Origin of the sequence: Niabella yanshanensis (assembly GCF_034424215.1) — a bacterium.
In the GTDB taxonomy this organism is placed as follows: domain Bacteria; phylum Bacteroidota; class Bacteroidia; order Chitinophagales; family Chitinophagaceae; genus Niabella; species Niabella yanshanensis.
Window position 1 is genome coordinate 5,315,168 of the sequence record NZ_CP139960.1, and the last position, 25,468, is coordinate 5,340,635.

A 25,468-nucleotide genomic window follows, 5' to 3' on the forward strand; every position below is an offset into this window, starting at 1 on the left:
TTACCAATAGTTCATCAACCTCCGCTCTGAGCGGAGGTTTTGTTTTGATAAGATATTCCCGCCATGGATGATCCCTTCCTCGGATTTTGAAAGGTCAATAACCACTGAATGCCGTAACACCGCTCCGTGTCTGATAAGAGATCGCCGATCAGTAAAACTAGAGCTCGCCGATGGAGGCAAATGGCTCACGATCCCATGATTGGTAACAATAATTTTAGCGTAGGTTGTTGGGATGGGTTGAGGTAAAGACAATAGCTGCTGCCCGTTTTTAAAGGCAACGGGAAAGGTTCCATGAATGGTAACAATCTTTATGCTCCCCGGAGTGGCTTCTTTGTCAGATGAAATGTTTTGCCAGGATACCATTTTGCAACATTTGTTTTTAAACCAGTTTTGGCAGGAACAAACTACTTAATCTTTTTTCGTATACGGGAACGGCATCCAGGTCTTTGGTATAAAATAGATAATGTTGAGTGCATTGGGATCGGCTTTGGTGGGAGGATGTTGAGCCTGAAAGCAGGAGAGCCCGGTGATACAGCAGAGCAGGGTGGTGGTCATTTTCATCACTGAATATAAAGACTTTTATTGATAACTGTTTTGAACACTATAACCTGCTGCCCGATTATAATAATATGTAAAAGAAATACCGGCTATTGATAGGGGATGCTTTATTTTTGGGCCAATGTCGGACATACGAACCATAAATGTTACGCGCTATGTAACACCTTTACGTGAAGGAGGCTCTTTACCAGCGATAGCTGAAGGAGACGACGGCTTCTTATATGCCTTAAAATTCAGAGGCGCCGGTCAGGGAATAAAGGCGCTGGTTTCGGAATTTATTGGAGGCGAAGTAGCAAGACTGCTGGGGCTAAAAGTTCCTGAGATAGTATTTGCATATCTGGATGAAGCCTTTGGCCGAACTGAGCCGGATGAAGAGATACAGGACCTTTTAAAAGCCAGCCAGGGATTAAACCTGGCCCTCCATTACCTGAGCGGCGCGATCACTTATGACCCTGCATTAAGCAAAACAGATCCTTTACTGGCCTCCAAAATAGTTTGGCTGGATGCCTTTTTAACGAATATGGATCGTACTGCCCGCAACACCAATATGCTGATCTGGAACCGGGAGCTTTGGCTGATTGACCATGGCGCCAGCCTGTATTTTCATCATAACTGGCAGAATTGGGAGACCCAGATGAAAAGTCCGTTCCCATTGATTAAGGACCATGTGTTACTGAAGGAAGCCGGTTTGCTGGCAGAAGCCGATCCAATATGCCGGGAACTATTAAATGAAACGGTGATTGATGAAATACTCGATGCATTGCCTGCTGAATGGCTGGCATATGAAGAAACAAACGGCATCGCCGAAATAACCAAAAAAGTGTACCGGGACTTTCTCAACTTCAGGTTACAGAATAGCGGGATATTTTTAAAACAAGCCATTGATGCAAGAGCAGCAGTTATATGAGTACGCGGTAATACGGGTGGTGCCACGCGTGGAGCGGGAGGAGTTTGTGAATGCAGGCATCATACTTTTTTGTAAAAAAACAAAATATGTAGATTGCCGGATCGCATTACCTGTAGAGAAGCTGCAGTGTTTCAGCCCCGACATTGACCTGGGTTTTATCCGCCAAAATCTTGACGCTTTCGAAAAAGTTGCTTTGGGAGACCGGCTTAGCACTTCTCCAATTGCCCATCTGGATGCACCATCTCGTTTCAGATGGCTTACCGCCACCCGCAGCACAGTGATACAATGTTCGAAAGTTCATCCCGGGCTTACAGGCGATCTTGCCCTGGCAATGAAAAAATTATTGCACGAAATGGTGTTGTGATCAGGCTGTTTTCGTGCGGCGGCGTTTAAATAGAATCCTGTAAATATCTTTTAATATCATGATCCATCTCGCAGGGAATAGCAATAGCTGAGCGCATAAAACGATCCAGGCATCCGGCTGGTTCATGGATGCATATAGTAGTAATGCAACAGGAAAAAACAGGTCAGTAAAATCTAACAATAATATCTGGTAGTTGAAATGATTATGAAGGATGGGTATAGGCTGCTGTCTTAATACCGTATACCGGAGCAGCATTAAAACCAGGTACGCAATCATTGCTATATACACAAAAAGGTTATTCAGCATAGATAACATCAGGGCCAGCGCTGCCAGCTCCGTTGCGAGAATGAACCATTCTATTTTTTTAAAATCACCCGGATTTCGCGCGGTGGCAAAAGTTTTAATCCCTGATTTGATGTCATTTTCCCTGTCGGTAAACTGATGCCAAAGAATGCCCCTTAAGCCACCGCAGGTAGCCCATACAAATACGGCTGCCAGCCACGCGTAGTTAATGTTTTGTCCCGACAGACAACAAAGACTGCTTACCATCAAAAGGCTGATGAAAATATGTGCACCGCTGGCATCTGCCAATACACCCCATATCCCCCTGTTTTTAAGACGGAATGGCTGAAAGCTATACATGCTAAAGGCGATCCAGGGAATTGTATAAAAAATACAGGAAAGTATATCTGGATAGTAGAAGAAACAAATAAATGCGGCTCCCACAGACAGGCAGGCCAGGGGTAAAAGCCAACGCATGAACGGGGGAAGCGCTGCCATTTTATTGAATTTACCTGCTTTCTGGTCTACTTCAATATCGCTTACATCATTGATGATGCTTACGTAAATAGCGCCTACCACAACCGAAAGAAGGATGATTGCTATATAGCCATAATAGTCAAAAATATTCCGGTTGCCTAACAAAAGTGTTGCATACCCTACAGCCAGGATAGGGGGGAGTTTATAGTCCCACCAATCATGCGATCTTACCAGTCGGGCGAGGTTCATTGGCTTACTGCTTTTTGAGCTTTACTGTTTTTTTCTTCTTTTACCCGGTTAATTCCAAACATTATTACCTGCGGAATACTCCTGAAGGTTTGTATGGAGTCCAGGTACAAAGATTTTACCAGGAGCTTTGCAGTTTTAATAATGTTGAACTCTCGGATCAGGTGGTGTTTAGCTAACTCCACAAGGCTATATACATGTTTGTTTCTCAATGCCTTATATTGGTTGCTATTCATGTGCGGTTTAAAATCACGCATCATCTTTTCCACGTCGGCAATATACAGGTGTTCCAGCACTTCCTTTCTTCTCCTGCCATCGTATACATTTGACTGACCCGCATATTTTTTCCATAATCTCTTCAGTGTAAATGCCGCTTTTCGTTCTCCTGAGTACAAAGCGGAGAGATACAGGTACCAGTCATCGCCGATCTTAATATCATTATTCCAGCCATTTTTAATCAAGTCATGTTTAATGACTGCCGAAGACGAGGGCGAGGGGCATCCCTGTACATAGATAGTCCGGAGGTCATCGCTCGACAGATTAACCCAGTCATCTTTGAGCAGGTTAAAATAAGGTACAACAACAATGTCTGTTGACAGAAAATCCCGCACGCTTCCGTCCTGATCCTGCTGATCCCAGTTGGTAAATACAAAATCAAGTCCATCCCTCACAATTTTGTTCACGCACTCCTCCAAAAAATTCGGATACCAGATATCGTCTGAATCCAGGGACGCGATCAGGTCGCCCTTTGCCTGTTTTAATCCGGCATTACGCGCACTGGCCTGTCCGCCGTTTTGTTTGTGAATGCGCGTGATAGTATCATATTTTTTTAATATGTCAGCGGTGTTATCCTTCGATCCGTCATCTACTACGATGATCTCTATATTTTTATAGCTCTGGTTAAGCACACTGTCAATGGCATTCGATACGGTACCACCACGATTATAGGTAGGTATAATAACCGATACTAGAGGTTGGGTCATTTATTGAATCAGTTTAGAGACAGCATGTGCAAAAAGTGCTTCAGGACTTTCGGGTACATGCTGTGTAATATGAGTATGGGCGCTTTTTCCCATTATGTTCCAGTTGTGCCGCTCATTCCATGCCTTTTCCATGGCGGAGGCGAAATTGTTCTCATTGGCTTCACCTATAAACCCGGTGACGCCTTCGTGTACGATTTCGGCGTGACCGCCTGCCGGAGTCACAATAACCGGTCTGCCAATTGCCATGGCCTCTATGGTCACCAGGGGCATTCCTTCGCTTCTCGATGGCAGAATTAAGGCATGGTGGGTTTCCCAGCACTTAATTATGTCAGATTGATAGGTCTGAAAGGATACATTTTCTACATTCAGCAGGGCGGCCATTTCTTTTAGGGCCAGCTCATCAGGACCTCCGCCAATAAAGCTGATTTCTACCGGCCGGGATTTCCAAGGCTCTCTCGACAAAATACGTAATAAAATGTCCTGGCCTTTATCGATAATAAAAAAACGTCCAATACAGGCAAATTTATAACTCGTTTTTGATTCGGGGAAAGGAATTATGGAGCGTCTGAATTTTACCGGGTTCCAAACGATTGCTGCGTTGGTAAATCTTAGCCCGAATTGCTCTTCCGTAATGCGTTGATTATGCGCTGAGACAAAGAAGCATTGTACAGATTTTTTCCAGGCCTGGATCATGTAAGGTCTTTCGGGGTTATCAGGCCAGAAAAAATCTACTGCTTTGTGACTAATGATGGCGTAGGGGATCTGCTGCAGTAGACACTGATACGCGTAGCCCAGCCCGTCAAAATTGATAGCCTGGTTGATCAGCACCAGGTCCGGCTTATCTTTTCTAAGTAATGATCCTAAAGCTCCTGTATACTCATTATTATAATGAATAGGATTTTTATTACCGGACAGGTAATTTTGTACTCTCTTCCATATTTTTCCCGGTAGCCCGTTTAACTTCGGCTTGAAGTTTACAAGTGAGACGCCCTTATCGCGGATTTTTACAACTTCGGGATGGCTGAAGTTGAATTGCCGTTTGTATACGGAAACCCTGTATCCGAGTTTCAGCAACAACGGAGCAGATTGCGCCCATAGTTCCTCGCTGCCGCCCCAGTCATCGGTGCAACAGGTAATGAAAACAATATGTTTACTTTCAGCCATATTTAATAATCAGCAGCCTCCGTTGTACTTTCTTTAAACAGATTGGCGTAGGCGCCATTCCTTTGCATCAATTGCTCATCAGTCCCCTCTTCTATGATTTGCCCCTGCGATAAAACATAGATGTAATCGGCATGCAGGATAGCAGAACGCCTATGGCTGATGATCACCGCGCCACGGTTACCAATCCGCTCCCTGAACGTGCTGAACAGTTCTTTCTCAGAAACAGCGTCCAGCGCACTTGACGCTTCATCAAATATCAGGAACCGTGCGTCGGAATAAAAACACCTGGCCAGGGCCAGCTTTTGCCATTGGCCGATGCTGACTTCCCGTCCATCTTCAAAAGTTCGTCCCATAGTAGTGTCGTAAGCATTGGGGAATGATTCAATGAACGAGGCTGCTCCTGATTTTGCAGCTGCATCCTTAGCCCGTGCCAGGTTAAAGGGGTCATTGATATTACCAAAGAAGATATTTTCACCCGCAGTAAAACTGTACTTATTAAAATCCTGGAAGACAATACCCAGCTGTTTCCGGTAGTGTTGGGGTTCAAACGCTCTGATATCCGTATCTCCCCATAGTATTTGCCCTTCAGTAGGATCATAAAGGCGGCATAATAGCTTGATCAGCGTGGATTTACCTGCACCATTTAAGCCAACCAGCCCGATAATCTTACCCGAAGGAATGGTAAGGTTGATGCCTGATAGGGTTTCTTTTTCTGAATGGGGGTAGGTGAAGCGAACATTGTTTAGCCGAATGCTCACGCTTTCATCAGAGGGTATACATTCCTGTTGAGCGTGCTGATCAAAATGATTTTGAAGCTCCAGCAGTTCAAAGGCACTATTAATATAAATACTGTTTTGGTAAACGACAGAAACACCCGCTGCTATGTGCTGAAGAAGGGTAAAAGCCTGCGGAAAAGCTACCAGGAACAGGGTTATATCACCTGTGCTGGTTTCGCCCGATACTGCTTTAAGTGCAATAAATCCAATGCAGAAAAAAATACCTATATAAGACAAGGCGGTAGTAAACACTTCCAGTTGCGTTCTTTTTAAACTCAATGACAGCTTTTCTTTAAGAAGGGTATAGCGTATATCGCTGAATTTTTGCCTGAGATAGCCGCCCAGTGAGTAGGTACGGATTTCTTTTGCTGCTGTATCTGTAGTAATAAGGTTGCTGAAATAACCCGATTTTCGTTCCATAGACGTTTGAGCTATTCTAAGAATATTGAGTTTTCTCGAATATTTCAAACGGATCAGCAAAGTGGGTAAAACAAACAAAGTGATAATAGGTAACAGCAGCCAGTTAATCAGTAACAATACGGATGCCACTGCTGCCAGAGATAAAAAATTTTTTACAATTTCGATCAAAGTAGTAATTAACAGGCCTGGCTTATCAGTCCCGGCTTCTAATGCGCGTTTGAGAACATTATAATAAGAAGGGCTTTCGTAAAAAGAAAGCTGAAGATCTACTGCTTTTTCATGCACCTTGTTATTAATGTACTCAGAAACCTTGGTGGAAAGTACTTCTATTGAGTAGGCGCTGAATGATCTTAGTACGAAATAAAGAACCCCGGCCACCCCACTCAGTATTACAAAGCGGATAATTTCGGTTGGGGCTTCTGTCGAATGAAGTGTGGTTTTGGCCACTATATCAATGAGCAGCTTCATAAGATATAGAGAAGCAAAAAACACCAATGTCTCCAGGACGATTAGGGTAAGCGAAATATACAGCCATCTGGGAGCAGCAGTTTTAACCAGGCTGATTATACGTGGCAGGTTTAAACTATGTTTAATATGAGAAATTTTTCGGCGAATAGACATAATATTATCTAATGAACCTTTGGATATTGGTTGGGGCTTACGTAATGAACAAATATAACATAAATGACTAAGCCGCGACTTAATTTCTACCCTGAGAAGCCGATTGGCCCCTGTATAAATGCAGGGCTTCTATACAATAAGCGGTGGTTGTTTCCTCACTACCCCAAACCAACTTTCTGGAAGGACCGGATACCAGTTCAAAACGTCTCCATTCACCGTTTTTTGACTGTCTGGATAATAAGCGTTCCAGGTATTGTGTTACTTTTTCATCCTTTACGCCAAGTCGCAATAAAGAAGATATGCCAAGTGCCAGTTCTAAATCGCAGTTTTCAAAAATGTCGCTTGCCTTTATAGCATTAAACAATTTAGTAATAAATAACTCTTTTATTGCCGTCATTTCAGGTATGTCCAGTTCAAACAGGCGTGACAAAAATGAATAATATACAATTTCATTTAAATACCACTTATCCGAGCCTTTCTCCCTGTTCTGCACCAGTACATCTCTTATGAACTTAACAGCCGGTTTGGTGATTTCATTATAACCCAGGTAGCAAACAATGTTCGCATTCACAACAACATCTATATCATTGCGCCTGTGGTCGTTCATCGTCCAGAAAAGTATCGATTTAACCGGCAGTTTAAGTTCCCTGGCAATAAGACGCCAGAAGGTTCTGGAGTACTGCAAAAAATTACTATGAATGGTAAACCAGGTATAAAATAGTCCGTTTTTTGCGCGGTTTAAAAGAAGCATAGACGTATTATCTACCGGTAATGCATTTCTTTTCTTTAAGAATCCGGAAATAAGTACCGTGTCATCGGTATCCGGCGGTAACAGCTTAAAAAGCTGGTTCCATTTTGTATAATAACCCCAAACGCCACCCCGGAACATATTATAGGTTAAAAAATTGACCGATCTGGCTAGCATATTATTGACATCTTCCCGGTGCTGCAGGGGGACCAGGCAGGAACCGATAACAGCTGTTATCCCTGTTATGCTGTCTGGTGCGCACCATTCCTGCATTTCCGGGTCTGGCGCCATATAGGCAATAAATTCTCCATTGTGTAATTGATGACGCGATAGATAATCAACAGCCCTGTCAATAGAGGCATCTATTTTTTCTGATAATGTTTGCTTGTCCAAGTTAGCCATAGTTTATTATGTAAAAAGATGAGCAGTTTGTGAATAAATATAAGTGCGTGTTAAAGGTTTATTTGTCTAATAAAATAATTTTCGGGAAAATTAAGGATAACGTTTTGACTTTTTTCGAATATCCCGTATACGGTACTACCACTACCGCTCATAAGCGCATAAACAGCACCTGTGTGGTATAATAATTCCTTGATGTTTCTAATTTCGGTATATTCACTAAACACTGCTGCTTCAAAATCATTAAACACAAAACTTTTCCATTCCTGTACTGGTTTTACGATGCTTTTTTCAAGAGGAAGAAGAGGCGTTGCTGGTTGTAACCGGCTGAATGCCCAGGGAGTTGAAATATGGATGCCGGGGTTTACAATTACTATCCGGTAACCAGAAAGATCCAGGTGTGTTCCGGCAAATACTTCTCCGCGGCCTGTCGCTAACACCGGCCGGTTCAGAATAAAAAATGGGCAATCACTACCCAGTTGTAAGGCATACTGCAATAACTGTTCTTCTGTCAACTGCAGCGAAAATTTTTGATTCAGCGCAATCAGGGTGTGGGCGCCATTGGCACTGCCGGCACCCATCCCTGCACCTGCAGGAATATTTTTTAAAAGATAAAAATGAACGGAGGGCAGTTGAGGGAAATCTTTTTTAAGCAGGCTCCAGGCTTTTATGATGATGTTATCTTCCAGGCGCCCGGGGATGAGCTGACCTGTAACAGTTATGGCTGTTTCGGGCGCCTCGATAAGTTCTATTACATCATAAAGCGGTAAAGGGAAAAATACGGTTTCCAGGTTATGATAACCATCTGGTCTTTTACCGGTGATATACAGACCAATATTGATTTTGCAATTGGAAAATCGGATCAAAGCCTTGAAATATAAGTGAGGAATACTACTTCCTGAAAATGATAAAAATAAGTTCCCGGTTATTGACGCTTCCGGCTGTTCAGCTCATCTCTGATAGCTATTGCCCTCATATAATCTTCACTTTCGAGCACTTCGTTTAAGAGCTTATTCAATTCCTCTACACTCATGTTTTTTAGATCATCATCTGCACTTCCGGTAACAGCAGCACCAATTACTTCAGCGCTCTCGTCAACAGGCGCCTGGTTTTTTTCATCCATTACAATACCGGCGTTACCTAAGATGTGCTCATAAGTATAAATGGGACATCCAAAACGAACGGCCAGGGCAATGGCATCAGAAGTGCGGCTGTCGATTTCGATGGTATCGTGATCAGATGAGCAAACCAGTTTACTGAAGAAAATACCTTCCTGCAAATCAGAAATAATGATTTCGTGCAGATCGATTGAAAAAGCCGTCATGAAGTTTTTCATCAGGTCATGGGTCAAAGGCCTGCTCGGATTCATTTTCTCCAAAGCAACGGCAATAGCCTGCGCCTCAAAGCCCCCGATTACAATCGGCAATCGGCGTAAACCATTCACTTCCCCTAAAACTACTGCATAAGAGTGCGTTTGAGTAATACTATGAGAAAGCGCTACGACTTCTAATTCTATTTTTTTCATAAAAACAAGCCACGAAACTAAGGATTTTTAGTGTTAAAAAGAAGTGGGACAAAAGGTAGGAGCGCTTTTTAATCAAACCCTAATATCTGAAGCGGCGGAGCAACGGACACTGACTTATATGTTTCAATAGCGTTGGTTGAAGCAGCTTGTCAAATTAGTTAAAAGAATAAAGATTAAATTTTTACCTTTATCAAAATATCGGCAGCCTTTTAAATGAGCGGTAAGAAAATCATAATAGCGATAGATGGTAAGTCAAGCTGTGGTAAAAGTACCATGGCCAAGCAACTGGCTAGGGAATTGGGATATGTATATGTGGATAGCGGTGCTATGTATAGAGCCATTACGCTCTATTTTTTGCGGAACAATGTTGATATTACTGAGGGAAGCCAGGTGAAAGATGCGTTGGAGGAAATTGAGCTCGATTTTCGTTTGAATGAGCAACGCGGCGAGGTAGAGATATTTTTGAACGATGAAAACGTTGAGTATCTGATACGCGAAATGATCGTAGCAGAAAAAGTAAGTGAAGTAGCTGCCCTGGAAGCTGTCAGGAATTTTGCCGTGAACCAGCAGCAGAAAATGGGCAAATTAAAAGGCGTTATTATGGACGGCCGGGATATAGGTACTGTAGTTTTCCCTCATGCCGAGTTAAAACTTTTTCTGACTGCAGACAATGCCGTTAGGGTGGAAAGACGATTCAGGGAGCTTTATCAGAAAAACCCTAATATTACAATAGAGGAGGTAGCGCATAATATAGAAATGCGGGACTACATTGATGCGAATCGTGAAATAAGCCCCTTACGCAAAGCCGATGACGCCATAGAAATCAATAATACACATCTTACACAGGAAGAACAGCTACATAAGGCATTGGAACTCGCTAACGGGCTCCTGAAGTAGGTGCAGATCATATAGCCATAGGTTGCCGGGCATTGCTGTTTAACGATTCACACATTAACTCTTAAACCTATAAGTATGAAAACAAGAAGAGCATTCCTGCAGCAAATGGGTATGGCTTCTGCAAGCATCCCTTTTTTAAATACCGGTCTTCTTAATTTCAACCGGGAGCCGGGAGATGATGGTCCGGTATTGCGGGTCGCCTTAATGGGACTGGGCGGATACGCGAGCCGTGTTGCAGAATCTATACAAAGTTGTAAGCGTGTAAAAATAACAGGCCTAATCAGCGGCACTCCGGAAAAACTTCAAACCTGGCGTAAAAAATATAATGTACCTGAAAGCAGTTGTTATAACTACCAGAACTTCGATAATATAAAATCTAATAAAGATATAGACGTGGTGTATGTTATTACCCCCAATGCATTGCACCATAATCATACTATAAGGGCTGCGAGAGCCGGTAAACATGTTATTTGCGAAAAGCCCTTGGCGATTAGCGCGAAAGAAGGGAAAGAGATGGTAGAAGCCTGTAAAAAGGCGGGAGTAAAATTACTCGTGGGATATCGCATGCATTTTGAGCCTACAACGCTTGAAGTGATCCGTATGCGAAGTAATGGTGAATTCGGTAGTATAAAATTCTTCCAGGGACTTTGCGGGTTTAGAATTGGCGACCCTGCTCAGTGGCGATTGAACAAAGCCCTGGCTGGCGGCGGCTCCATGATGGACATTGGTATCTATGCTTTGAATGGCAGTCGCTACATGGTAGGAGAGGAACCGGTTTGGGTAACAGCGCAGGAAACTAAAACCGACCCGGTGAAGTTTAAGGCGGGAGTTGATGAGACCATACAATTTCAATTAGGCTTTAAGAGCGGAGCCACAGCGTCCTGCCTTTCTACCTATAATATGAATTACCTGGATAAGTTTTTTCTGAACGGTGAAAAAGGTTTTGCCGAAATGCAACCCTCCATAGGGTATGGGCCTATCAAAGGGCGAACCCATAAAGGCGCAGTTGATGCCCCTATTGTAGTGCACCAAACGGTTCAGATGGATGAAATGGCGGCTATTATACTGGATGGAAAAAAGCCAGTTGTTGCAGTAGATGGTGAGGAAGGGCTAAAAGATCTGAGGATCATAGAAGCCATTTACCAGGCAGCGGCCAGTGGCAAAAAAATAATGTTGTAATTATTAGCGTGGATGTATCATACTAAAGGTAGAGATAGTAATCTTTAAGTAAACGGGTAAAAACGGCACTGTAATCTGTACCTTCTTTAATTACTATACTACAAGCATCAGATTTGCTTTTGAGAAAAGACCCCCTGAGCATGATCCTGAATGCATCATGATTTTCTGTTTGATGCACTGCTGTTATTTCGTTAATAAAAAGATGGTTCTTACCCATTAACGGTTTTAAATCTGCCAATCTTTTTTGAGGCAGTAAAAGAAAGAAAGCGCCATCGGCAGTAAGCTGACGGGCTATCAGGCTGAGTAGTTCCGGCAGCTTTAATCCTGCATCATGATGTGCAATATTCTTCCCTGCTATGCTGCCTTTCAGATCATTTTCATAAAACGGCGGGTTGCTGACAATAACATCGTACCTTTTGTTGTAATGAAATTGTATTGCGTTAGCCTGGTGAAGGGTGATCCTGTTTGCAAAAGGGCTATTTGCAATATTATCAATGCTTTGCCTGTAGTCTTCCTGCTGTATTTCTATACCTTCTATCGAAGCATGCGTTTGCTGAGCGATCATCAAACTCAATAAACCACTTCCACTGCCTATATCGAGGATGTTTTTTGCAGGATCCATGTTCCGGATATGATGGGCAACCCAGGCGCCAAAGAGGCAGGAATCGGTGGTAACCTTCATGCTACATTGGTCGTGGTTGACAATAAACTGCTTAAACCTGAAATAGGGGTTGGACAAGGCGATAATAATGAGTAATAAGTGATGAATGATGAGTGTATTAGTGAAATCCCCGGGCGGCCGGCTGAGCTGCAAGGGATGCAAAATCTCCGGCAAGCAATTTATAGTAGGCGGTAATGGCGATCATTCCGGCATTGTCAGTGCAATACTGAAACTCGGGTATAAAAGCGTTCCAGCCATTCTTCTCACCCAATTCCGTAAATGCTGCCCGAAGGCCACTGTTGGCAGAAACGCCGCCGGCAATACAAATATCTTTGATACCCAGTTCCCGGGCGGCTTTGCTGAATTTATTGAGTAAAATAGTGATAATCCTTTTTTGCACAGACGCGCAAATATCCGCCAGGTTCTCATCGATAAATTGCTTTTTCTCTTCTTCGGAAGCAGCGAATTCCTGTTTGTAGACCTGGCTCTTGCCCGCATTCATCAGAAAGTATAAAATGGCAGTCTTCAAACCACTAAAGCTGAAGTTATAACCCGGAATTTTCGGTTCGGGAAACTGGAAGCGGTCTGGGTTTCCTTCTTTGGCATATTTGTCGATCAACGGGCCGCCGGGGTAGGGCAAACCTAATAATTTAGCACATTTATCAAATGCTTCACCGGCTGCATCATCAATGGTTTCTCCAATGACCTCCATTTCTACCGGGCTTTTACAAAGCACGATTTGCGTGTGTCCACCGCTAACCGTAAGACATAAAAAAGGGAAAGAAGGTTTTTTATCAGGTATCAGGTTGGCCAATACATGGGCCTGCATATGATTGACTGTAATCAACGGTTTATCAAGGGATAGCGCCAGTGATTTTGCAAATTCCGCTCCAACCAAAAGCGAGCCGATGAGACCGGGGGCCTGCGTAAATGCAAATGCATCTACTTCGGGTAAAGTTTTTCCGGCTTTGTTCAGCGCAATATCTACTACCGGCACAATGTTCTGTAAATGGGCTCTCGACGCCAATTCAGGAATAACACCGCCGTATTGCGCATGTACTGCCTGGGTGGCAATACTGTTCGACAATATGTTCCCGTCTTCGCAAATTGCTGCAGAGGTTTCATCGCAGCTCGATTCTATTGCTAATATTATAGGCATGTGCAAAAGTAAGGGTTGTGTGGTTTAGTTGACTCGCTGATACGTTGATTGGAATAGAACCAAAAGTCCGGTTTCAGGCATTCTTGTTAACTGATCAACCCATTACTAACTTCTGATAGCCACCACCGGATCCATCTTGGCTGCCTGCATCGCGGGAATGATTCCGGCAATGATACCTACCAATATACAGATAAAGAAGGTCCAGGCCATATTGGCTACAGAAACATAGATCGGGAATTCCAGGGCCTTGGTAAGAATGAAAGCCAGTAATACTACAAGCCCAAGCCCGATAATACCGCCTATAATGCAAAGAAAAGCTGCTTCGAGCAAAAATTCTGTCAGTATAATATGCCGTTTGGCGCCAATGGCTTTTTTAAGTCCGATCTGGGGAGTTCGTTCTTTCACCGTAACAAACATAATGTTAGCAACACCAAATAATCCCACAATAAGACTGATGCCTCCAATAATGGCGCCACCAATATTCAGGCCCACAAAAGCAGCTTCTACTTCTTTGCTGATATCATTCAGGTCGTTGAGGGCAAAGTCGGATTCCTTGGTGGGACTTAAGCGGTGTATACTTCGCATAACACCATCCAACTCGTCTTTTAAAACGGTACTGGTGATATGCTCGTATCCTTTAACCATTATTTTAGGATCGGAGAATCTTTCGAGGTAAATAGTTTTGGCAAATGCGTAAGGTATAATAATACTTTTATCGTAGTCCCAGCCGCCGGTTAACTGCTTACCCTGTTTTTTAATAACACCAATTACTTTTACCAGTCGCCCTTTCAGTTTAATGTCTTTATTAATAGCTGCTTCCGAGAGGGTAAAAAGTTTGGTGGCTACTTCATCACCAATGACTGCTACATTGGTACCGTAATTAAACTCTGCATCAGAAATATATCGGCCCTGGGCAAACGTGAGCTTCTGTATCTGGTTGTATTCTTCACTTGCACCATAAATTTTTACACCACTTAAAATGGAGCCGCCGAATTCGATATTGTCTGAAATATCGTAAAAAAAAGCTGCGTACTGCGTACTGGGAGATCGTTCTTTGATTTGTTTGAGTTCATGGAATTTGGGGTAGGGGCGATTTACAAATTTCCACCAGGGATAGTCGGGGCCGCCGCTCCATACCCATTTATCGATGAAGATAATATTATCGCCCATCGATTTTATTTCGTTCTGAATATTGCGTTGCAGGCTGTTTACTGTGGCCAACACCCCAATAATGCAGAATATACCGATGGTTACGCCGAACAAACTTAAAAAAGTTCGCAGCTTGTTTTTCAATAGCTCCTGTAAAGCCATCTTAAAACTATTGCCTATTATTTCTAAAGTAGAACGTATAGTTTCAACAATTTAACAGGCAATTTAATATTTAATATCGGGAAATGGAACACTGTTTTACTCAAACAGCTCGTATTTTGTTTTGGGCCTGACCGCTTCATGCCATTGGAAACCTTCCAGTTTCATTTCTGAAGGTTTTTTTTGCTGTATGGGGTAAATAGTACCTTTTACATTACTTCGGAACGCAACCTTTTTTAATTGCTTGTCTTCAAAATAAGAATCGATAATATCACAGGTATTCTGATTAACACCCGTAAAGGCACTGTCATCATCCTGCAAATAATAAATACATTCTGCTGATCCCTTGGCCCGGACCGAATCCAGGCCGCCATCGACAAAATAGGCGTCTATCCGGGAGGCTTTGATCTGGTTAAAAACTTCATGCCCCATTGAGTTCACCATAAAACCGTTTTTAAATGCTTCCATCCAATGTGGTTGTTTGTTTTTCGTGTGCAGTAAAATGGTATCTCCGGTAATCTGGCTTTCCTTACCCCACACCACAGGGTCTTTATATAAACGGAATGTGGAGTCCCGGAAAGAATAAAATAAGCTATCAGACACAGCCTGCATCGAATCTGAATAGATTCTTACATGGTGAAAAGCTTCAAAATAGCGATCAGTACTGTCATTGGATGCTTTCAGGTCTTTCCGAAAGGTTTGCGAAATAACCTGCGCATTTTTTTTATCTGTTTTTACGATACTGTCGCCAACAATAACACTGTCGGCATGGCTCACACTGTCAATAACCGGAGGCAGAACCACGGTTTCGAAAAGGTCGGATAATTTCGCGCTAAAGAGGGTATCGGCAGCAACATAAAGCGAGTCATTATCCTGTTTGATGATCATGACGGGCTTTTGCGTTGCCAATATGGCTTCATTAAGCCGGTTTTGAAAAATGGTATTTGCAATAATGATCGTACCGCGTACAGAATCTACAGCGATGGCATTACCCTCCGCACGGGCTATGTTATCATCGAGATAAACTTTGTCAGCGTTTAGTGTTGACTTGTTGTCATCGTTAATAAACGGGCGCTGACCAAATTCCGCCTGTTTGGTTCGAAGATTATAATAACCTTCTTTCGTGTCAATACTTCTACGGGCGCTATCTTTTATATGTGTCATCGATATAAAAGTGACAACTTCCGTGGCGGTATTATATTGTAATGAGTCGGCGGTGATTTTGTAAGCCGGATCATTAACAACTACATCTTTTTTAAAAAACACATTTTGTACATCTCTATAGTATTCCCCTTCTTTACTGGTAATGACCGTTTTTTTATTGACAACTTTTCCTCCCTGTTTATACACGCCTGTATTGGTAACCATATTATATACCAGGCTGGGCGTGGTAAGTGTAGCCTGCCCGTCTGTTAAACGTACATTTCCGTCCAGGTTGGCTATCTGGGGATTGCCGAAGTATTTAAGATGATCTGAATAGATATTAGTGGTGTCCCCGTCATTAATATGAACATGTCCCCAGGCTTCAAAAGTATTTTGGCGGTCGTTTTTGATGGCTTTATCGGCCTTGAAAAGGGTATTCCCCTGCCTGAGCACCACGTCACCTTCCAATATGACAAGACTGTTGGTGTCTGATTCTTTTCTCAGAGACAGGGTATTGGAATGTATGATCTTTATCGTATCTTTTAAGAATGTTTTTGCCCTGCTGGCTGCAGATGGGTTAAGAGAACTGGTAGCGCTATAGGCTATCAGGCATCCAAACACCAATAGTGCAAAGGGAAAAAAAAGATGGAGCGATTTTGAAGTTTTTTTTATCACCTGGGTACTGAATCTTTTATTGCAGGAGCAGTTAGTTCGCCTGCTTTATTTTTTTTGCCAAAAACAGATATATTTACGTAGCGCTTAGGATGTACCCGCAAGTCATCCAGCAGTATTTCAGCGCTCAATAAAACGTCATTCATTTTATTATACAATTGCCGGTCGTTAGTTAAGGCGCCCAGGCTGCCATTGGGATTGGTAATATTATTGATGGCGCTATGAAGGTCGGAAATAGTAGCATTTAAGCTGTCCACTGTTTTTTGAAATTGTAATTGCTTTAAATTGCCGGTAAAGGTGTTGGCATTAAGTAGTATGCCCTCGATAGCCTCATTCTGGTTCTTCAGATTACCGGTAATAGCACTAACATTATCTAATGTAGCTGCCAACGGCTTGTTAACCCCGGCGAGCAATGCATTAAGGGAAGCAGTGGAGTAGTTCAGGTTAGTAATCGCGTTCTGAACATCACGCTGGGTGTTGGGGTTTAAAATCTGGTTGAAGTTAGACAATAGCAATGTAACAGAATCTGCTACCGTTTTGATCTTTGTCATCAAAGGTTTTGCTTCAGAAGAAAGATTACCCAGCAAACCCGCTTCCTCTTTAGTAGCAATTCTGCCTCCGTCTTCAATTAAGGTAGTTGAAGTGCCTCTCTCAATAACGATATTCGCAGAACCCAGAAGGCTTCCCTCGATATAAGCAACCGAGTTAGACGGTATGTGTACATCTTCGGTAATACTCAAAACTACTTTTATTGCAGTTACATTTTCGTCTGCAGGCTCCATAGAGTAAACCGTTCCCACTGTCAGACCGTTTATTTTTATAAAATTTGATTTTTCAAGCCCGCCTACCGATTTAAAAATGGCATAGATCTTTGGTGTGCGGTTGAAGATATCTTTTGCTTTTAAAAACCTGAAACCAATTATTAATAAAGCTATAGATACGAGTGCCAGTACACCTACTTTTACTTCATTTGAAATTTTCATTGTACAAATTTACTTTGGGTTTGAACGCCGGGTAGCGCGCGACATATTTCTGATAGTCAAATTAATAAGTATTACAATATCTGCCTAAGACAAATTATATGCCTGATTTTCTTTTGATCAGTTATTGGTTAATCATTTAGCAAAGTAGCTTAAATAAGTTGGTTTAACCATATTTTTCCAAATAAACCTTTACAGCATTAACAATATCTTTAACAATGGTGTTTTGTCCTTCTTCGCTCATCAGGTAAGCCTGGTCGTCGTTATTGCTTATAAAACCCATTTCTACGAGGATACTGGGCATACCGGTAGCTTGTAACACCCAAATGCCTTTATGGTTGCGTTGTTGAACGCCACGGCTGGTTCGCCCGCTGGCTACAAATTCCTTTTCAACCAGTGTTGCCAGGGCGTAGCTTTTGCGGAAGTAATGCTGTGCATAAATAAGCATACGCGCTTTTTCTGCCGGGTCATTGAGGTCCGGCAGTTTTAAGCTGTCTGCATCCAGGTCTTCGCCTTCCTCATTATAATAGTCTTCGTCGTCATCGGGCACATTATTTTTCAGGGAAGACAACTTTTGATCGTTTTTATTGACTGCCCAGATATAAGTCTCCGTTCCCTTCGCCTTATTTTCCACCCATACATCCTGGTAGCTGTTGACATAATAGGTTTGTTTTACTTTCTTTTTTCCTTTTTTAACCATCCGGGTACGTGCCTGCCTGCCTACAACTTTTTTAGTATACCATCCACCTGGTTTTCTTCCCGCAGCATTACAATGCAATGAAATGAAAAGATCTCCATGATTTTCGTTTGCAAATTGCGCGCGATACCGGTTGGCCGCATTCGCATTGGTATTACCTCCCGGCAGGGGAAAAGTGGACCTGGTTTCGAGGGTTTTGATGGACGGAAAAGTTTCTCTTAGCGCTTTGGCCAATTTTAAACCCACGGCAAGGGTAATGGTTGCCTCATTGGTTTCGGTACCTCTTGCACCCACATCCGGGCCTCCATGGCCCGCATCAACAACTATCGTTTTTACGGATGAAGTGTTTTGCTGACCCCAGGCCGTACCTAAACAATGGAGAACACAGCCAGCAATAAATAAGAATCGAATCATTAATTTAGTTCGTGTCATTTTAAGGCTCCTCTTGTAGAGTAAGCCGGTTTTATATTTACGTTAACTATAGAGCCCGCTCCGTGTCTTTTACATATAGGTTTGTAACATATTTTTTGTTAAAAATCAATATATGTGACCCTATACATCATTTTTCATTCGGGCGCATGAAATTAGAATGAAAAATTTACTGTACGTTTGCGAACTTTGAAAACCAATGCGCAAATTTAAAAGAATTTACCATGCCGTACTTATACTTACTGTTATCTTCCTTTTAACGGTCAGTAAACAAATTGGCGCTATTAATTTTTTATTTAAGATATCTCCCGCTTATGAAGAGTCCAGTAGGCTGGCAATGTCTTCTTTTTCCCTATCTGATACGGTTCCGCTAAAAAAGGATTCACTTCTTAAACTACTGAAAGATACGATTCCGGGTTTGAAAGACAGTTTGCAAATTGCGGACAGTACACTAGCAGACAGTTTACCACGAGCAAGAGTAGATACATTTACTTTAAAAGTTTCGAAAGATAGTTTGGAAGCTCCTGTTGTATACGAAGCACAGGATTCTGCTATAGGGTTGGTACAGGGCAAAACCATCGAATTGTATGGTAAGGCTAAAACAGAATATCAAACCAGTTCTTTGCAGGCTCCTTACATGCGGCTTAATCAGGCCACAGGCGTTGTGTCAGCGAGGGCGGGCAGGGATAGCACGGGTGCTGTGGTTGATTATATTGAAATGAATGACGGGCAAAGCCAGTATAAATCGGATAGCCTGGATTATAACTTTCAAAACCAGAGAGGCTTGATACGGGGCACCATTTCTCAACAGGGAGAAATGTTTGTGCACTCCCATATAGCTAAAAAAGTGAATGAGAATACGGTATACGCCACCGGTAACTTTTTCACTACTTGTAATTTAGATCACCCCCATTTTGGTTTCAGAGCCAACAGGGCAAAAATCGTTAATAAAAAACTGGCTGTAACCGGCGCTGTCCGTCCCGAATTTGATTCGGTGCCCGTACCGGTTTACCTGCCTTTCGGTTTTTACCCGCTTTACCAGGGCCGGCATTCGGGTGCAATGGCGCCAAGTTTTGAAACCAATGACCAGGAAGGGGTGGGTTTGTCCGGTTTGGGGTATTACCTCGGTATCAGCGACTATTGGGATGTACAGTTTACCGGCGATGTTTATTCTTTTGGAACCTGGAGTGCTAATGCGCTTCCAACCTACCGCAAGTTATACAAATACCAGGGTAACCTGAATTTGGGCGTTAGAAGTACGAAAAGGAATACAAGAGATGATCCTGACTATATGAAGACCATGAGCTATACTTTTAACTGGTCGCACAGCTCGGATAGCCGTTCCAGGCCCGGGGTGAATTTTGGCGCCAGTGTTAACTGGAGTTCTACTAACTATAGCCGTTTAATTCCCAATAATGCGCAGCTCAACTTTCAAAACGTAATCGGATCTTCTATTAATTATTCTAAGCAATGGCAGGATAAACCGTTTAACCTGTCGCTGTCTATGAATCATAGCCAGAACAACCAAAACCGGTCGATGACCATTAACTTCCCTACAGCCAATTTTGCAGTCACTACAATTTATCCTTTACAGAAAAAAGAAAGCGTAGGTAAGAAAAAGTGGTATGAGCAATTAGGTATCGGCTATAATGGTAGCTTTAGAAACGATTTTAACTTTTACGATTCGGTGGCTTATTCAAGAAGTAATGATCTCATTAATAACAGGCGTTTCATGAAATTCTTGCTGGATACTGCCCGATGGAGCGCTAACCATAATATTCCTATTACACTTTCTTTGCCCTCCATCCTGAATGGAGCACTGGTAATTGCACCTTCTGTTTCTTACTCCCAGGAGTGGGTGGATGGGGTCACTACGATGAGCTGGGGACCTAAAACATTTTACAGGAGGAATATGGCCAATAATGGTGATAGTTCTTATGTGAGAGATACGATACTGGCAGATGTAGCCCGTGGCTTCAAGATCAAGCAGCAAACTTCATTTGGTATCTCATTTAATACAGCATTATATGGTAGCTATGAATTTAAAGGAGAGAAGGTAAAAGCTATCCGGCACGTAATGAGACCAACCTTCGGCCTGAATTATACACCGGACCTGACAAAAAACTTCTGGAAGCCTGTACAAATAGATAGTATTGGTACGATAGCGCTGTATAACCAGTTAGATGGGTTGTACTCCCGGCCCGTTAGCCAGTTTACGAGCAGGGAATCCGGAGGTATTAGCTTTGGGTTAGATAATAATCTCGAAATGAAAGTAAGGGCCAAACCGAAAAAAAAGAAGCCTGGCAGCAGCTCGTCAGATGAAGGAGAGGATGATAAAGAAAAAGATTCTTTTGTAGATACGAAAGAGGAAGATGCTGAAAATGGTATCAAAAAAATAAAACTGATAGATGGTTTTGGGTTCAACGGATCGTATAATTTTTTAGCAGACAGTTTAAAATTGTCACCGATCAGCATGTATTTCAGGACCAACCTTTTTGAAAAAATAAACCTGAACGCCTCAGCTACCTTAGTTCCCTATGAATTAAACGAGACGGGATATGCGACTTCCAGGTATGCCTGGGCTGGCGATGGAGGATTTAAAATAGGTACGGTAACCAACGCCAGTATTTCTATGAGCACCAGTTTTCAGAGTAAGCCGAAAGACCCGGAAAAGGCAAAAGCCAGGGAAAAAGCCATTAACGAAAGTTTGAATGATCCGATGCTTCAGGGCGATCAAACCAGGTTGATGGAGTATATGCGTCAGAATCCGGCGCAGTTCGTAGATTTCAACACGCCCTGGTCTATTAATTTATCCTATTCATTAAACTATTCCCGCCAAAATCGGAATCCATTGACATTACAAAGTTCCACCAGTCCGATTACTTCCAGCGTTAATTTCAATGGTAGCTTTAACCTGACTCCAAAATGGAATTTCAGTGTAAACGGGTTCTATGATTTTTCTACAGCCAAAATACAGACCTTCTCGATGGCCATTTCGCGTGACCTGCATTGCTGGCAGATGGCTATTAATGTTACACCCATAGGTTTGTACCGCTTCTTCAATTTCACCATTAGTCCGAAAGCGGGTATTCTACAAGACCTTAAGATCAATCGTAGCCGTTCTTTTGTTGGCGGAAGATAATTTCAGTTGTTTATTTGGACGATTTCTTTTGTGCAAAAACAAATTCAGCGAAGCCCAAAATATCCCAGAAGATATTTGCATTCAGCTTTTTGGAGCTCAGTATACCTGCCAGTAACCTGAACGGTGTTAATAAAATAAACAGCTTATTACGGCGGACACCCGATTGTATAACCCTGCAGTCATTGCCTTCGAATATTCCTGCTATTTCTTTTACAGAATAAAGCCGTACATGGGTAGGGTCGTCTTTAAAATTCAATGTACCGTGCATGCTCGGTAAGCGTGTACTTTTTTCACCCGGGTATTCAATATAAAAGTAACCGCTTGGCTTTAACTTTTTGATAAGTGCAGGCAAAACCAGGTCGCCGTTATGAAGATGTTCGATTACATGCGCCATCCTGATAAAGTCAAAATAACTGTCAGGGATGATCTCCAGGTTTAATTGGGTAAGGTCCAGCTCATAGAAGCTATGCATGGTGGCGAAGTCGCTTTCGCCGTTATTAAAATCTCTTACTATATCAATCCCATGGTACTCGCAATTCGGATACATGGCCTTTGTTTTGGAAGCCGACCGGTTGCCGGATCCTACATCCAGTAAAGTAAAAGGCTGGTTGCCAAATGTTCGGTTGATGTATAGAAACTTGGGCGTTTGTTTTTTTAGAAAGCGAAGCATGATGATGAGTAGGTCTGATGATTCATTAAAGAGTATTTTTCCGGATATGATCGTACATGGTAGTAAACACTTTGTCTTTTAATTCCAATGCAGTCATATCTTTAGAAGAGACCGGGGGGAGGAAGTGGATCTCCAGTCTCCTGGGTAAAAAGAAAAAGGTTTTATGTAAAGGAACAGCTTCCTTTGTGCCTGAAATAATAGCCGGGATAATTTCAGTTTTCGTTTCGTAGGCCAGCTTGAAAGCTCCGCTGTAGAAAGCTTTTAGCGGCTCTTTAGTACGGTTTCGCGTTCCTTCGGGATAAATACACATATGCATTCCTGTTCTCAACACCCATTTCATTTTTTCAAAGCTTACCCGGCGGCTTTTTTCACTTTTACGATCAACCAGTACCGATCCCTTGGCATAATAAAGACCAAACAAAGGTATTTTGGCAAAACTCATTTTAGCAATGGTTTTGTTAGGGCCTGGTATAAATGGCGATGAAAGGGGAATATCCAGTAGCGAATTATGATTACAGGTGACAATATAGCTTTTGCCTTTTTCAAAATGTTGGGTACCGGTAACTCTAAAGGGGCATCCGATGAGGAACAGCCATACCCGCATCCAAATCCTGGAGATCCTTATAAGGAAATGGGTACCTCCCGGCTCCGGTATCAGGTAGGAGATCAACGAAATGGGTAAGATAATCAGAAATGTAACAATAAAACTCAGCAAGCCCCAGGTGGCCCAAACTCTGCCTGCTATCTCTTTGAAAATGTTCATGCTTACTGTTGAATATCAGCAAAAATAGTAGATTTCAATTTTGACTATTTATCTTTTAATTTAGGACGACGAGTTTTATAGTTGTCCGATAAATATAACCTGCTATTTGTTTCTCGCAGAGCACACAGGTAAGCAGAGAGACAGGGAAAATGTATTGAGTTATTGAAAATTGATTGTTAATCATCGAATATCTCCCTCCTCGCCACTTGCCATTCCCCACTATCCTGTTCTCCTACAATTTCCAATCCACCGGCTCGATACCATGCTTCATCAGGTATTGATTGGTTTTTGAGAAATGCTGGCATCCCAGGAACCCTGCGTGCGCTGATAAAGGGGAAGGATGTGCTGCTTTAAGGATATGATGTTTTGACTCATCGATAAAAGCAGCCTTCTCCTGGGCAAATTTTCCCCAAAGCAAAAACACCACATGTTCTTTTTCTTCAGCGATCTTTTTAATAACGGCATCGGTAAATTGAGCCCAGCCAATTTTAGCATGGCTCATAGGCTCGCCCGCACGAACGGTTAACGAAGCGTTCAGCAGAAAGACACCTTCTGCCGCCCATTTACTCAGATCCCCGTTCTTTGGCCTTTCCATGCCTATATCCGTCTGTAATTCTTTAAAAATATTCACGAGCGAAGGAGGAGCCGGTACGCCTGGCTGAACAGAAAAGCATAAGCCATGGGCCTGGCCGGGTCCATGATAAGGATCCTGCCCCAGGATGAGTACTTTAACTTTATCAAACGGAGTGGAATTAAATGCGTTAAAGATCATTCTCCCCGGCGGGTAAATGATTTTATTTTGCTCTTTTTCCGTTTTAAGATGATTCACAATATTCGAAAAGTAAGGCTTATCGAATTCTTCTTTTAATTGTTCTTTCCAGGAAGCTTCTATCTGTACGTCCATTGGTCTCGTAATTTAAGTCTCAAACCTACCTAAAATTTTTCAATCCTGAAATCAGTTGAATATTAATGGGATGATTTTTGCACACTTATGTGGAAGTGATAAACTTATAAGATCAAGCCATCACTGTAAATAAAAATGATGTAAATTACTGCAACGATTTTTTAAACTATGGAGTATATAGATTATTACAAAGTGCTGGGTGTAGAAAAGAATGCAACGGCTGATGATATTAAAAAGGCCTACCGGAAACTGGCACGCAAACATCACCCCGATTTAAATCCGAATGATCCCGAAGCCGTTAAAATCTTCCAGCAAATCAATGAAGCGCATGAAGTGTTGAGCGATGCTGATAAACGCAAAAAATATGACCAGTATGGCCAGGACTGGAAGCATGCCGATCAGTTTGAACAGGCCCGCCGGCAACGGCAGCAGGAGAGCAGTTCACAGCATGCATACGGCGGAGAAGAACATTTTTCATATAGCAATGAGGGCGATTTTTCTGACTTCTTTTCACAGATGTTTGGCGGTATGGGCGGGGGGGCATCGCAGCGGAATGTAAAGTATAAGGGACAAGACTACCGGGCAGAGGTAAAGTTGAATTTGAGCGAGGCCTATAAAACGCATCAACAAACCTTTACCGTAAATGGTAAGAATATTCGCATTACCGTGCCGGCCGGTATTGAAAACGGACAGGAAATAAAAATTAAAGGATATGGCGGGGCCGGCGTAAACGGCGGACCCGCCGGGGATCTGTTTATTACCTTTAATATTATCAACGATACGTCATTTATAAGGAAAGGTAACGACCTGTACAAAGAGGTACCCGTTAACTTGTACAAGGCTGTTTTAGGTGGCGATGAAACCATTGAAACAATGGATGGAAAAGTGAAACTTGTTTTACAGCCAGAGACATCCAACGGGACAAAAGTGCGGTTAAAGGGAAAAGGTTTCCCGGTTTATAAAAATGAAGGCCAGTTCGGAGATCTTTATATCACCTGGCAGGTTCTGTTGCCCACCCATCTTACCGAAAAGGAAAAGGAATTATTTCAACAACTGGCCGATGAAGCCTCTAAAAAATAAGCTATGACCAACGAAAACAATATTTTAATAGAGGAGTGCTGCAAACATTACCGCATTGAAACCTCATTCGTGAAGACCTTAAATGAATACGGGCTGGTTGAACTGAGTTATACCAACGAGTCTTATTTTATCCATAGCGACCAGCTTTCACTGCTTGAAAAATATATGCACCTGCATTACGACCTCGATATAAATATGGAAGGAATAGAAGCCATTAGTCACTTGTTGGAAAAGATAGAGCGGCTTCAATTGGAGTTAAGAGTATTAAAAGGTTAGTCCCGCTCCTTATGCCATGAGGGCAATCGTTTGCGCAA

The 25,468-nt window shown here is 42.5% G+C and carries 24 protein-coding genes; 7 read left to right on the forward strand and 17 right to left on the reverse strand.

Annotated elements, in window-relative coordinates:
• Positions 1-363, reverse strand: coding sequence for a hypothetical protein (locus tag U0035_RS21895; RefSeq protein WP_114791096.1), 363 nt, complete (start codon positions 361-363; stop codon positions 1-3).
• A gap of 316 nt (positions 364-679) precedes the next feature.
• Here U0035_RS21895 and U0035_RS21900 point away from each other — a divergent pair, with 316 nt between their 5' ends.
• Positions 680-1,465, forward strand: a complete 786-nt coding sequence (locus U0035_RS21900) for a HipA family kinase (RefSeq protein WP_114791097.1) — start codon at positions 680-682, stop codon at positions 1,463-1,465.
• Positions 1,443-1,829, forward strand: coding sequence for a DUF3037 domain-containing protein (locus U0035_RS21905; RefSeq protein ID WP_114791098.1), 387 nt, complete (start codon positions 1,443-1,445; stop codon positions 1,827-1,829). Before U0035_RS21900 ends, U0035_RS21905 begins: the two co-directional genes overlap by 23 nt.
• Here the strand turns inward: U0035_RS21905 and U0035_RS21910 are convergent, their stop codons facing one another.
• The 7 genes from U0035_RS21910 to U0035_RS21940 all read right to left on the reverse strand — a co-directional run bounded on the left by U0035_RS21910 (position 1,830) and on the right by U0035_RS21940 (position 9,470).
• Positions 1,830-2,837 (reverse strand): UbiA family prenyltransferase, encoded by a 1,008-nt coding sequence (locus tag U0035_RS21910; RefSeq protein ID WP_114791099.1) that lies wholly within the window; start codon positions 2,835-2,837, stop codon positions 1,830-1,832. It abuts the gene before it with no gap.
• Positions 2,834-3,817 carry a glycosyltransferase family 2 protein gene (locus U0035_RS21915; RefSeq protein WP_114791100.1) on the reverse strand — a complete coding sequence of 328 codons (984 nt, stop codon included), beginning with the start codon at positions 3,815-3,817 and terminating at the stop codon, positions 2,834-2,836. Before U0035_RS21915 ends, U0035_RS21910 begins: the two co-directional genes overlap by 4 nt.
• On the reverse strand, positions 3,818-4,981 hold the full coding sequence (locus tag U0035_RS21920; protein WP_114791101.1) for a glycosyltransferase family 4 protein: 1,164 nt from the start codon (positions 4,979-4,981) through the stop codon (positions 3,818-3,820).
• A 2-nt stretch (positions 4,982-4,983) separates the two neighbouring features.
• Positions 4,984-6,798 (reverse strand): ABC transporter ATP-binding protein, encoded by a 1,815-nt coding sequence (locus U0035_RS21925; RefSeq protein WP_245957728.1) that lies wholly within the window; start codon positions 6,796-6,798, stop codon positions 4,984-4,986.
• Between the two features lie 79 nt (positions 6,799-6,877).
• Positions 6,878-7,948 (reverse strand): hypothetical protein, encoded by a 1,071-nt coding sequence (locus tag U0035_RS21930; protein WP_114791103.1) that lies wholly within the window; start codon positions 7,946-7,948, stop codon positions 6,878-6,880.
• Positions 7,949-7,998: 50 nt separating this feature from the next.
• Entirely contained in the window at positions 7,999-8,811 is an 813-nt protein-coding gene (gene ispE, locus U0035_RS21935; RefSeq protein WP_114791104.1) for a 4-(cytidine 5'-diphospho)-2-C-methyl-D-erythritol kinase, read from the reverse strand.
• Between the two features lie 59 nt (positions 8,812-8,870).
• Complete coding sequence (locus tag U0035_RS21940; protein WP_114791105.1) at positions 8,871-9,470, reverse strand: bifunctional nuclease family protein; 600 nt, start codon at positions 9,468-9,470, stop codon at positions 8,871-8,873.
• 213 nt (positions 9,471-9,683) lie between these two features.
• On the opposite strand from U0035_RS21940, the gene cmk reads away from it, so the two are divergent.
• A complete protein-coding gene (gene cmk, locus U0035_RS21945; RefSeq protein WP_114791106.1) occupies positions 9,684-10,367 on the forward strand; it encodes a (d)CMP kinase in 684 nt (227 codons plus the stop codon).
• A gap of 75 nt (positions 10,368-10,442) precedes the next feature.
• Positions 10,443-11,546 (forward strand): Gfo/Idh/MocA family protein, encoded by a 1,104-nt coding sequence (locus tag U0035_RS21950; RefSeq protein WP_114791107.1) that lies wholly within the window; start codon positions 10,443-10,445, stop codon positions 11,544-11,546.
• A 22-nt stretch (positions 11,547-11,568) separates the two neighbouring features.
• On the opposite strand, the gene U0035_RS21955 is transcribed toward U0035_RS21950, so the two are convergent.
• From U0035_RS21955 to U0035_RS21980, 6 genes are all read right to left on the reverse strand, one after another.
• On the reverse strand, positions 11,569-12,369 hold the full coding sequence (locus U0035_RS21955) for a tRNA1(Val) (adenine(37)-N6)-methyltransferase (protein WP_245957729.1): 801 nt from the start codon (positions 12,367-12,369) through the stop codon (positions 11,569-11,571).
• Positions 12,326-13,366 carry a tRNA (adenosine(37)-N6)-threonylcarbamoyltransferase complex transferase subunit TsaD gene (gene tsaD / locus U0035_RS21960; protein WP_114791108.1) on the reverse strand — a complete coding sequence of 347 codons (1,041 nt, stop codon included), beginning with the start codon at positions 13,364-13,366 and terminating at the stop codon, positions 12,326-12,328. Before tsaD ends, U0035_RS21955 begins: the two co-directional genes overlap by 44 nt.
• Positions 13,367-13,471: 105 nt before the next feature.
• Positions 13,472-14,677, reverse strand: a complete 1,206-nt coding sequence (locus U0035_RS21965) for an ABC transporter permease (RefSeq protein ID WP_114791109.1) — start codon at positions 14,675-14,677, stop codon at positions 13,472-13,474.
• 96 nt (positions 14,678-14,773) lie between these two features.
• A complete protein-coding gene (locus U0035_RS21970; protein WP_245957730.1) occupies positions 14,774-16,492 on the reverse strand; it encodes an OstA-like protein in 1,719 nt (572 codons plus the stop codon).
• Positions 16,489-17,472: an MlaD family protein gene (locus tag U0035_RS21975; RefSeq protein WP_114791110.1), complete on the reverse strand. Its 984-nt coding sequence runs from the start codon at positions 17,470-17,472 to the stop codon at positions 16,489-16,491. The genes U0035_RS21970 and U0035_RS21975 overlap by 4 nt, the downstream gene beginning before the upstream one ends.
• A gap of 163 nt (positions 17,473-17,635) precedes the next feature.
• Entirely contained in the window at positions 17,636-18,580 is a 945-nt protein-coding gene (locus tag U0035_RS21980) for an N-acetylmuramoyl-L-alanine amidase family protein (RefSeq protein ID WP_245957731.1), read from the reverse strand.
• Between the two features lie 214 nt (positions 18,581-18,794).
• On the opposite strand from U0035_RS21980, the gene U0035_RS21985 reads away from it, so the two are divergent.
• A complete protein-coding gene (locus U0035_RS21985) occupies positions 18,795-21,737 on the forward strand; it encodes a putative LPS assembly protein LptD (protein ID WP_114791112.1) in 2,943 nt (980 codons plus the stop codon).
• 10 nt (positions 21,738-21,747) lie between these two features.
• On the opposite strand, the gene U0035_RS21990 is transcribed toward U0035_RS21985, so the two are convergent.
• The 3 genes from U0035_RS21990 to ung form a co-directional block, all read right to left on the reverse strand.
• Entirely contained in the window at positions 21,748-22,407 is a 660-nt protein-coding gene (locus U0035_RS21990) for a class I SAM-dependent methyltransferase (RefSeq protein WP_114791113.1), read from the reverse strand.
• Between the two features lie 25 nt (positions 22,408-22,432).
• Positions 22,433-23,170 carry a lysophospholipid acyltransferase family protein gene (locus U0035_RS21995; protein ID WP_114791114.1) on the reverse strand — a complete coding sequence of 246 codons (738 nt, stop codon included), beginning with the start codon at positions 23,168-23,170 and terminating at the stop codon, positions 22,433-22,435.
• Positions 23,171-23,402: 232 nt separating this feature from the next.
• Positions 23,403-24,074, reverse strand: coding sequence for a uracil-DNA glycosylase (ung, locus tag U0035_RS22000; RefSeq protein ID WP_114791115.1), 672 nt, complete (start codon positions 24,072-24,074; stop codon positions 23,403-23,405).
• Between the two features lie 168 nt (positions 24,075-24,242).
• Between ung and U0035_RS22005 the strand changes: the two genes are divergently transcribed.
• Positions 24,243-25,154: a DnaJ C-terminal domain-containing protein gene (locus U0035_RS22005; RefSeq protein WP_114791116.1), complete on the forward strand. Its 912-nt coding sequence runs from the start codon at positions 24,243-24,245 to the stop codon at positions 25,152-25,154.
• Between the two features lie 3 nt (positions 25,155-25,157).
• Positions 25,158-25,430, forward strand: coding sequence for a chaperone modulator CbpM (locus U0035_RS22010; protein ID WP_114791117.1), 273 nt, complete (start codon positions 25,158-25,160; stop codon positions 25,428-25,430).
• Positions 25,431-25,468 lie beyond the last annotated feature (38 nt).

What these genes read in the sequence shown, in the direction of transcription:
- U0035_RS21975 (WP_114791110.1), bottom strand. Translation starts at nt 17,472, where the DNA reads ATGAAAATTTCAAATGAAGTAAAAGTAGGTGTACTGGCACTCGTATCT.
- ung (WP_114791115.1), bottom strand. Translation starts at nt 24,074, where the DNA reads ATGGACGTACAGATAGAAGCTTCCTGGAAAGAACAATTAAAAGAAGAA.
- U0035_RS21900 (WP_114791097.1), top strand. Translation starts at nt 680, where the DNA reads ATGTCGGACATACGAACCATAAATGTTACGCGCTATGTAACACCTTTA.
- U0035_RS21925 (WP_245957728.1), bottom strand. Translation starts at nt 6,798, where the DNA reads ATGTCTATTCGCCGAAAAATTTCTCATATTAAACATAGTTTAAACCTG.
- U0035_RS21920 (WP_114791101.1), bottom strand. Translation starts at nt 4,981, where the DNA reads ATGGCTGAAAGTAAACATATTGTTTTCATTACCTGTTGCACCGATGAC.
- U0035_RS21980 (WP_245957731.1), bottom strand. Translation starts at nt 18,580, where the DNA reads ATGATTCGATTCTTATTTATTGCTGGCTGTGTTCTCCATTGTTTAGGT.
- U0035_RS21995 (WP_114791114.1), bottom strand. Translation starts at nt 23,170, where the DNA reads ATGAACATTTTCAAAGAGATAGCAGGCAGAGTTTGGGCCACCTGGGGC.
- U0035_RS22005 (WP_114791116.1), top strand. Translation starts at nt 24,243, where the DNA reads ATGGAGTATATAGATTATTACAAAGTGCTGGGTGTAGAAAAGAATGCA.
- cmk (WP_114791106.1), top strand. Translation starts at nt 9,684, where the DNA reads ATGAGCGGTAAGAAAATCATAATAGCGATAGATGGTAAGTCAAGCTGT.
- tsaD (WP_114791108.1), bottom strand. Translation starts at nt 13,366, where the DNA reads ATGCCTATAATATTAGCAATAGAATCGAGCTGCGATGAAACCTCTGCA.
- U0035_RS22010 (WP_114791117.1), top strand. Translation starts at nt 25,158, where the DNA reads ATGACCAACGAAAACAATATTTTAATAGAGGAGTGCTGCAAACATTAC.
- U0035_RS21930 (WP_114791103.1), bottom strand. Translation starts at nt 7,948, where the DNA reads ATGGCTAACTTGGACAAGCAAACATTATCAGAAAAAATAGATGCCTCT.
- U0035_RS21990 (WP_114791113.1), bottom strand. Translation starts at nt 22,407, where the DNA reads ATGCTTCGCTTTCTAAAAAAACAAACGCCCAAGTTTCTATACATCAAC.
- U0035_RS21950 (WP_114791107.1), top strand. Translation starts at nt 10,443, where the DNA reads ATGAAAACAAGAAGAGCATTCCTGCAGCAAATGGGTATGGCTTCTGCA.
- U0035_RS21965 (WP_114791109.1), bottom strand. Translation starts at nt 14,677, where the DNA reads ATGGCTTTACAGGAGCTATTGAAAAACAAGCTGCGAACTTTTTTAAGT.
- U0035_RS21915 (WP_114791100.1), bottom strand. Translation starts at nt 3,817, where the DNA reads ATGACCCAACCTCTAGTATCGGTTATTATACCTACCTATAATCGTGGT.
- U0035_RS21910 (WP_114791099.1), bottom strand. Translation starts at nt 2,837, where the DNA reads ATGAACCTCGCCCGACTGGTAAGATCGCATGATTGGTGGGACTATAAA.
- U0035_RS21895 (WP_114791096.1), bottom strand. Translation starts at nt 363, where the DNA reads ATGGTATCCTGGCAAAACATTTCATCTGACAAAGAAGCCACTCCGGGG.
- U0035_RS21985 (WP_114791112.1), top strand. Translation starts at nt 18,795, where the DNA reads ATGCGCAAATTTAAAAGAATTTACCATGCCGTACTTATACTTACTGTT.
- U0035_RS21905 (WP_114791098.1), top strand. Translation starts at nt 1,443, where the DNA reads ATGCAAGAGCAGCAGTTATATGAGTACGCGGTAATACGGGTGGTGCCA.
- U0035_RS21940 (WP_114791105.1), bottom strand. Translation starts at nt 9,470, where the DNA reads ATGAAAAAAATAGAATTAGAAGTCGTAGCGCTTTCTCATAGTATTACT.